The following is a 9030-nucleotide window of genomic DNA, read 5'->3' on the forward strand; positions in this document are numbered from 1 at the left end:
AGCACAAAGCTTAAAGCTATATATATACAATATTATTTTTTAATTTTCCACCCGACCATCTCACGAAGGTCAGGCAAGCTTTTTCATTTTTCACTTCTTCAACTCTCAATTCTCCATTCTCAATTCATTTAAATATTCCCTTTTCCATATGGTATTCACATTTGTTCATATCAAGGTTTTCACCGTTCATTCCGAAAAGTCTTTTCACCGATGAAACCAAAATGTCAACCTCCGCACTGTCCGCCATTTTTCTAAGCGTAACGTTCGGATGGTGCAAAAACCTTTTAAAAGCGTTATGAAGCACTTTTTCGACCTCATCGGCAACTTCGGCGGGGATATATTTTTTCTTAACGGCGTTTTTCAAAGCCAAATCGGCACACTCATGCGCCTTTTCCTGTAAAAACTTAATAACGGGATCAATTGAAACCGACTGAAGGTATTTTTCGAATTCATCCACACATCTGTTTATAAGTTCTTTGGCGTTTTCAAGTTCTTTTTGTCTTTTCTGCAGATTCCTCTCACTGATTTCTTTTAAATCGTCAACTTTTATAAGTGTTATATCATCACATGTCGGACCTTCTATATCACTCGGAATCGCCAAATCGAACCATAATCTTTTAAAAGAGGTCGGTTTGACGTCCTCTCCTCTTATTATCGGGTAACTCGAAGCCGTGGCACTGAAAAGCAGACGGTAATTGTTTATCAGTTTAGGAAGTTTTTCAAGCGAATGTATATCGATGTTTACTTCATCCCCGAGCTCTTCTTTTAGGGCAAAAGCATTTTCAACCGTTCTGTTTACGAGAATTATATTCACTCCCTCTTTTATAAGGTTTTTACACACGATTCTCGCCGTATCACCCACTCCCACAACTACGGCACTGTAACCGCTTAAATCGTTAAGCTCCTCTTTCGCCCTTCTTACCGCAATACTTGCAACAGACACCGGTTCGCTTGATATTTGAGTTTGGTTTCTCACTTTTTTAGCACATTTAAAGGAAAAATGAATAAGCCTTGTGAGATCCTGACCTATAAAATGTTTTTCATACGCATCGTAAAAAGCTTCTTTAAGCTGGCCGGTAATCTGTGTTTCTCCCACCACCATCGAATCAAGAGAAGCGGCAACCTTGAAAATATGCTCAATAGCATCACGCCCTTCATAAATTTCAGCTTTTACAAGTTCTTCCGGGGTTATTACTTTTTTATACACTTTGTCATAAAGTTCTGTCAAATCCCATTTTTTATCAAAAACCACTTCTATTCTGTTGCAGGTCGAAAGAAGAAAAACCTCTTTAAAATCCTTGAAATCTTCAAGAGTTAATTTTGCAAGTTTGCTTCTTAAAACAACATCGGAATTTCTATAGTTAAAACTTATAATAAAATACATTTTCAACCTTTCGGATGATATTCATTGTCTTCTAACCTTACAGGTTTCGACACTCTTGAGAGTATACCCATTATTAACGTAACAATCACAACCGCAAACCATGCCCCCATTCCTGCGAATATGACGTTAATCCACCAGTAGCCCTCGGCCGTTCCCTGTCCGTAACTGTGAAGACCCTGTGCAATATAAAAATTCACACCGAAATATGTCATTAAAACGAAGAAAAAGCTTAGGAAACTAAGCAGCGAAAATATAAACTCTCCCCTGAGTTTCGGAATCATTTTTCCGTGAATAACAAGGGCATAGACAATCATCGTAATTAAACTCCACGTTTCTTTAGGGTCCCATGACCAGTATCTACCCCAGCTTTCGTTCGCCCACACGCCGCCTAAAAAAGTACCGATACTCAAAAGCGCAAGTCCGATATAAAGCGCAATGTAAATGATATTGTTAAGCTGTTTTATCTGATTGTCGAGATTTTTGTATTTTTTAAGAGCAAAAAGTATAAGATTTAGCGCACCTAACATACTTCCCACACCAAGGAAACCGTAACTTGACGTAATTACCGCAACGTGGATAAGCAGCCAGTATGATTTAAGAACAGGCACCATATTCGTAATCTGAGGGTCTATATTGTTAAGGTGTGCAACCATCATAAACATTCCCGCAACAAAAAGACCGGCCCCGAGAGCAAGCATTGACTTTCTGAAAAATATTAAAGAAGCGAACGCACTGCCCCATGCGATAAATACAATGGACTCATACGCGTCCGACCACGGCGCATGCCCCGCTATATACCATCTTAAAAGCATATTAGCAGTGTGTACGATTAACGCCAAAACACCCAATACATAAAGCGTTTTTTCAATTTTAGGAAATCTTTTTTCTTTTAAAATCTCGGCAAAACCTATAAAAATAAGGATTATTCCCAGCAATAAATAAACACCTATAAGACTCGGAAATATCTGCCAGTGATTATATCTGAGCTCCCATTTTATTTTATTCGGATCAGGTAAGATGGGGGCTGAGTATTCTTTTTGTATTTTATAAATATTTTCCCTTATTTCGGCCACTTTTTTTGCATCGAAATCCCTAAGGGCCTTTACAAGTGAAGCAAATTCGTTCACATAAAAATTTCCGGTAAAAGGATCAAGTTTTTTCATCATAATCATCTTTTGAATTTCAAAAGGCGAATACCACTTATAATTTTCGTTTTTGGCATTAGGCGTAGGATAAATTTTAAAAATCTGTCCCGTAAAAACAAGGTATGAAACGTAAATTCTTTCATTCAGCTTAATCCATTCCCTTTGGACTTTCGTTCTGTCCTTATCGGGAGTGTTAAACGCTTCGTCTATATCTTTTGAATATTTCAGGTTTCCGTCGTTTCCGAAAAACACGTTATAAGGTGCGTACTTTCCGCTGATTCCGAGTTCTTTTCTTATTGCCGGATGCCCTACGTAAATTAAAGGTGCGTTTTGAAACACTTCCGGATACGAAAGCATACCGGTAATCAGCTGATTGTAATTCATACCAAGCAGTTTGGCTTTTTTTGTAATTTTATGAATCACGTCCAAATCAAGGGTGTCCATAGGTTTAATTCTTCCGTTTTGCTGCACGAGAATCTTGGAAAATTCTTTTGCGGAATTTAGAGAATTTTTAGCATATTCATCCAAACTCATGGCTTTTGAAACGTTCGGCATAAGCAAAAAGAAAAATATAAACGCAAAAAGCCCGCTTTTTTGCAGCTTTTTAACCGTCATCATAAATCTGCTTTTTCTGTATAGCATACTCCAGAAAAACCCGATTGCCAAAAGCGCGTAACCGATATATGTCAGCCACATACCCGGGTCATGGTTTACGGAAAGTATACTTCCCTGCTCGTCGGGAAAATAGCTCGCCTGATAAAACCTGTATCCTTTATAAACCAGAATATGGTTCATATATATATGGTAAGGAAAACTTTTAGCGCCGTCTATTACGGTTACGTAGCTGTCGTAACTGCTCGGCTGCATACTTCCCGGGTATTTTCTCATAACAAATTTGTCAAGTTTTATTTTAAATCCCAAATTCACAACTTCCTTATCGGAAGGATGGGCTTTGTTTTTAATTACAACCACTTCGCTTTTTACTTCACCGTTTCTTAAAAAGAGCTGACCTTCATAACCGAAATATCTGGTAACCGCCGCACCTAAAAGTATTATCAGCAAAGACAAATGTAAAACAAAAACGGGTATTTTTCTGTATGATTTGTATTTAAAAAGCACACCGATTAAATTCAGACCCAAAAGCCACATAATTATCTCAAACCACAGCGTGCCGTATACATTAACCCATGCGTCCGTATCCGTTTTCATCAAAGTAGCACTTATCTGCGCAACCAAAAAAACCAGTGAAAGCACTACCATCGTCTCAAGAGAAAAAAAGACACCCAATATTTTTTTTATCATTTTTCACCTTTATATTTTTCATTTACATTTTCAATAATCTGTAAAAAAGCTTTCGGAGGTCTTGCACCTATCATAGAATAAACAAGCTCTCCGTTAGGTTTTAAAAATAAAATGGTAGGGGTAGAGCCCGTAAAGTAATTTTGTACTGTCGGAGGTAACGTATCCTGATCCGCAAGATAAAAAACCGGTACGAAATTTTCGTTTATGTATTTCGAAACTTGTGGATCCGTATAAACCTTTTCAGCCAAATATTTACACGGAGGACATGTGGTAAGGGCAATGTCGACCATTATAAGTTTATTACTTGATTTTGCAATATTTTGAGCAATACCGTAATTCATTGCCCAATTAACTTTACCGCTCCAGTCAACGGCAAACAGACTGCTTAATAAAACCAGCAAAACAAACATTTTTTTCATGGCAAACCTTTTTTTATGAATTTTAACAAAAATTTTACATAAAATTACCGAAAATTCGGACTTTTTTATGAATTATCATTCAAGGGATAATTTTTTTTTATAAATATCCGTTTCCATTAAAATCGGAATAATAATTTAAAAGACTGAAAATGCGTAAAACAATAAGGTGTCTGTCACCTTATTCAAAAATAAAAAAACGCAACACTATAACTTAATTTTATAATAAAATTCGAAAGAAGGAGTTTATTATTCCCCTTCATTCAGTCTTTCGAGAAGATTAGGATGCGCAAAGTCAACCATAGTATGGTCGTTGTGGCAGTTTACACAGCTAATGTCTTTTCCTGCTTTTTTCTCTTTCCAGTACTGTTCGTGAGCATATCTGCTTCCTTCGCTCATTCCGAAAGCTTTTTCAGGTTCTTTTACCATATGGTGACACTGCAGACATGCACTGTCATACACGTAGTGTTTCATCTCCCAGAAATTTTCTTTAAAATCGACTCTTGAAATAATGCCGAACTGAGAAAGCGCATCTTTCGTTCCGCTTATACCTTTTGCAATCAAATACCCGATAAGAGAGTTTTTAGGCAGGTGACAGTCTGTACAGTGATGTACCGCAAATCCATGCTCATTGTTGCCACCGTGTACACTTTGATGGAAACTTTCAACCATCGGTTTCATTGTATGGCAGCTTGCACAGAAATTAGGTTTCCCCGTCACATCAACCAAAACAGCCGCTACATAAGAGATACCCAAACCTATAACGGCACCTGCAATTAATGCTCCTAAAGTTGCTTTTTTCATTCTTCACCTTTAACTTTTTAACGAATTATAAATAACAAAAGTGCTAAAAGAGTGCTAAACGGCAATTCATTTGTTTTACATAAATCTTACATTATTTAAACTTGATAACAAACACGGCACCTCTTTTCGAATTATATGCATAAAGTTCCCCGTTAAAATGCTGCGTTATGATAACCCTGCTCATATAAAGTCCTATGCCTGTCCCCTGGGATTGAAATTTCGTAGTAAAATAAGGTTCGAAAATTTTGTTTTTAATTTCTTCCGGAATTCCCCCCGCGTTGTCTTCTATTTCAATTTTTTTACCGCGAATTCTTATCCAGATTTTTTTATCTTTTATGTTTCTCTCTTTTAAAATATCTATGGCATTGTTTATTATGTTAAGAACCACCTGCGAAAATTCACTTTTATACCCTTCTATCGGTTTCGTGTTTTTTACATCGAAAACAATTTCAAGTCTGTTTTGTTTTATTCTCGCATCCATCAGCTGCAAAGCCTGTTCTATTATTTCTTGAGGACAGAAATGTTCTTTTTTGGTGTCTTTTTTAAAGAAATTAGTAAAATCGTCGATTGTCTGGGACATATAATTTATCTGTGAAAGAGCGGAATTTTTGAACTTTTCAAATTTGTCGTCATTAAGTTTTCCCGTTTTATACATCATTTCGAAATTCTGTATAAGCAGTGAAAGCCTTGTTAAGGGATGCCTCCACTGATGGGCAATGTTCCCCAGCATTTCACCGAGTGCCGCAAGTTTGCTCTGATGCATAAGAAGCTGATCTTTTTCCTGTGTTTTGGCTATTTCTTCCTTAACTTTTTTATCAAGGTCCTTATAAAAATTATAAAGGGGTTTGGAAAAGAAAATTCCGAGCGGAATAGCGAGAAAAATGGAAATAAGTATCATTATCATGGCAAGTTTCTGGGAAATTTCATTCGTCTTATTGATAAGTTTCTTATTTTGAATAAACACCAGTTTAAATTTTTTGTTTAAAGCCACGACATAAATGTCGTTTGTAACAAAAACGCCGTTTGCCTTTTTTATCCTGTCCGCCAATGTATATGTAAACAGATCGAAAATACTCTTGGCTTTTAAAAAATTACTGTAATAAATCCTTCCCTCCCTGTCAATTAAAAGCAGGTTGTAAAAATTATTTGAACCGAGAAAAAGTCTCTTTAACGTCGATTCCAAAACGATAAAACCTTTTTTGGAATCCCCTTTTATAGGCGAAATGGTTTCAAAAACCAGAGCGCCGTTAATCATCATCTCTTTTGTAAACAGTGCCGTTTGAAGTTTAAAATCCCTGAAAATAAAATTACTTTTATCATTGCTGCCGCAGAATATTTCGTTGTCTATTTTTTTACAGTAGACTATGCTTTTGCCGTATTGGTTAACATATTTTATTTTTAAAAAATCCCTGTTTGCAGAAAGAAAAATTTTAAATATTGAAGAAACAATTTGGGGGTTTATTTTAAATTCGTTTGAAAAAAGCTCGCTGTTCGCAATGGCCAATGTGCTTTTTTTAATGATTTCCTCTTTCGTTTTATATATCTGTATAATGTTTTCAGCCGCAATTTTGACTTTTTCCTGAAATTCCTGGGTCGAAATTTTGGTAAAGAAAAAAATACTTATATATGTCAGCGACATAACAATTAAAAATGCGAATATGACAAAAGCCACCGTTATGTCAAATTTAAAATCGTTACTGTTTCTCAATTTTGTATCCGCTCCCTCTTACGTTTTTAATAAAATTTTCTTTAAGTTTCGCTCTTAGTTTTTTCACCTGCGTCCTTAACGTGTTGTCACAAACGCTTTTCTCTTCCCATATATAATCTTTAAGCGTTTCCATATCAACGACCTGCCCTATGTTTTTAACAAGGATTTCCAAAAAATATTTTTCGTTAGGCGTAAGCTCCACCTCCTCACCTTTATAAAACAGTTTAAGATTTTTAACGTCAAAAGAATAATCGTCCGTTATTTTTACGGAACTCGTCTTTTTAAAAACAAGCCTTTTTATCCTAAGCTCGAGCTCTTTAAGCTCAAACGGTTTTTTTATATAATCCGCGGCCCCGATTTCAAACGCCTTTTCCACATGATCCATATCCGAATAGGCAGTAATAAATATCACCGGTACGTCGCTCGCGTATCTTTTGAGTTCGTCGTAAAACTCGTAACCGTTCATTTCGGGCATATTGATATCAAGAAGGAATATGTCGTAATGACTCGGGTAAACCTCTTCGAGCGCTTTTAAAGGCGCAGAGTAATAATCCACCCTATTATCCTGTAGTTCAAGATAATCTTTAATGCTTTCCCCGATAAATTCATCGTCTTCAACCAGTAATATCTTCATATTTGTCCTTTTTAATTTTATTATAACAAATTTCAACATTCCGACAGCAACAAATTGATTTTACAATTATTTTACAAAAAAAAGTGTGCAAGTGTATAAAAAAGTGCCAATAATGTGCCAAAAAAAAACCATTGAGTAAAAAAAAAGTAAAATTTTTATAAAAAAGTTGTATCATTACTATGTAAAAAGCTAAAAAGGAGTGCTTATGTCAATGAACAGAAGAGAATTTCTAAAAACAACAGCGGCAGCAGCGGCGGCAAGCGCTGCGGGAATATCAATTCCGAGCGAAGCTAAAGCGGCGGCCGAAAATACTCAGGCCGGATGGCAGTGGGACAAAGCGGTTTGTCGTTTCTGCGGTACCGGATGCGGTATTATGGTAGCGGTTAAAGACGACAAAATCGTAGCTGTAAAAGGTGACCCGGAAAGTCCGGTTAACAGAGGTATTAACTGTATTAAGGGTTATTTCAACGCTAAAATTATGTATGGTGCGGACAGACTTACTCAACCACTTTTAAGAATGAATGACAAAGGTGAGTTTGATAAAAACGGTAAATTCAGACCGGTAAGCTGGAAAAGAGCTTTCGATGAAATGGAAAAACAATTTAAAAAATATTACAATGAGTTAGGTCCAACCGGAGTTGCGGTATTCGGTTCAGGACAATATACAATTCAAGAAGGTTATGCGGCGGTTAAATTAGTAAAAGCTGGATGGAGAAGTAACAATATCGACCCTAACGCTAGACACTGTATGGCTAGTGCGGTTGTAGGTTTTTATCAAACATTCGGTATTGACGAACCAGCAGGATGTTATGATGATATAGAAATTACAGATACTGTATTTGTTTGGGGTGCAAATATGGCAGAAATGCATCCAATTCTATGGTCAAGGGTATCTGATGCAAAACTGAACAACCCTGATAAATATTTTATAGTTAACTTATCTACATATAGAAACAGATGTTCAAACCTTGCAGATATGGAAATAATTTTCAGACCAAATACAGACCTTGCTATTATGAACTATTTAGGTAGGGAAATTATTAAAAGAAATGCAGTAAACTGGGACTTCGTTAAAAAACACACAATTTTTGCTACAGGACATGCGGATATCGGTTACGGAATGAGAAACCCGAATTCTCCAAATGTAACAGACAAAGAAAGAGACACTGTTGCAAAAGAAGTTGCTAAAGTTGTAACTGAAGAAGAAGCAATTGCTCTTAGCCCAATTGGTAAATGGAAAGCAGGTGATGAAATGCAAATGAAACACACAAAAGGCAAACAACCATTCTGGCACTGGCAAATCAGTTTTGAAGATTTCAAAAAAGCAGTTGAGCCTTATACGTTAGATTATGTAGCAAAAGTAGCAAAAGGTGATCCTGACGAATCACTTGATAGCTTCAAAAGAAAACTTCAAAAATTAGCAGATCTTTACTGTGATCCAAACAGAAAAGCGTTATCTTTCTGGACTATGGGATTCAATCAGCACGTAAGAGGAAGCTGGATCAACGAACTTGTATATATGGTTCATTTATTACTTGGTAAACAATCTCAACCAGGAAGCGGTGCATTCTCATTAACTGGTCAGCCGAGTGCTTGTGGAACAGCAAGAGAGGTTGGAACATTCGCACACAGACTTC

At 36.4% G+C, this 9030-nt stretch carries 7 protein-coding genes; 1 reads left to right on the forward strand and 6 read right to left on the reverse strand.

The window, feature by feature from the left end:
• Positions 1-124: 124 nt before the first annotated feature.
• From hemA to ACXJIE_RS05365, 6 genes are all read right to left on the reverse strand, one after another.
• The gene (gene hemA, locus ACXJIE_RS05340; protein WP_456479938.1) at positions 125-1384 is read right to left on the reverse strand and encodes a glutamyl-tRNA reductase; all 1260 of its coding nucleotides are present in this window, start codon (positions 1382-1384) and stop codon (positions 125-127) included.
• Positions 1385-1386: 2 nt separating this feature from the next.
• Entirely contained in the window at positions 1387-3831 is a 2445-nt protein-coding gene (locus ACXJIE_RS05345; protein WP_456479939.1) for a cytochrome c biogenesis protein, read from the reverse strand.
• On the reverse strand, positions 3828-4250 hold the full coding sequence (locus ACXJIE_RS05350) for a thioredoxin family protein (RefSeq protein ID WP_456479940.1): 423 nt from the start codon (positions 4248-4250) through the stop codon (positions 3828-3830). Before ACXJIE_RS05350 ends, ACXJIE_RS05345 begins: the two co-directional genes overlap by 4 nt.
• A 246-nt stretch (positions 4251-4496) precedes the next feature.
• A complete protein-coding gene (locus tag ACXJIE_RS05355; RefSeq protein WP_456479941.1) occupies positions 4497-5051 on the reverse strand; it encodes a cytochrome c3 family protein in 555 nt (184 codons plus the stop codon).
• A gap of 91 nt (positions 5052-5142) precedes the next feature.
• A complete protein-coding gene (locus ACXJIE_RS05360; protein ID WP_456479942.1) occupies positions 5143-6759 on the reverse strand; it encodes a sensor histidine kinase in 1617 nt (538 codons plus the stop codon).
• A complete protein-coding gene (locus ACXJIE_RS05365) occupies positions 6746-7393 on the reverse strand; it encodes a response regulator transcription factor (protein ID WP_456479943.1) in 648 nt (215 codons plus the stop codon). The genes ACXJIE_RS05360 and ACXJIE_RS05365 overlap by 14 nt, the downstream gene beginning before the upstream one ends.
• A 211-nt stretch (positions 7394-7604) precedes the next feature.
• On the opposite strand from ACXJIE_RS05365, the gene ACXJIE_RS05370 reads away from it, so the two are divergent.
• Positions 7605-9030, forward strand: a 1426-nt coding sequence (locus ACXJIE_RS05370) for a molybdopterin-dependent oxidoreductase (RefSeq protein WP_456479944.1), incomplete at its 3' end; no start/stop codon positions are given.

Source organism: Nautilia sp. (genome assembly GCF_053994455.1).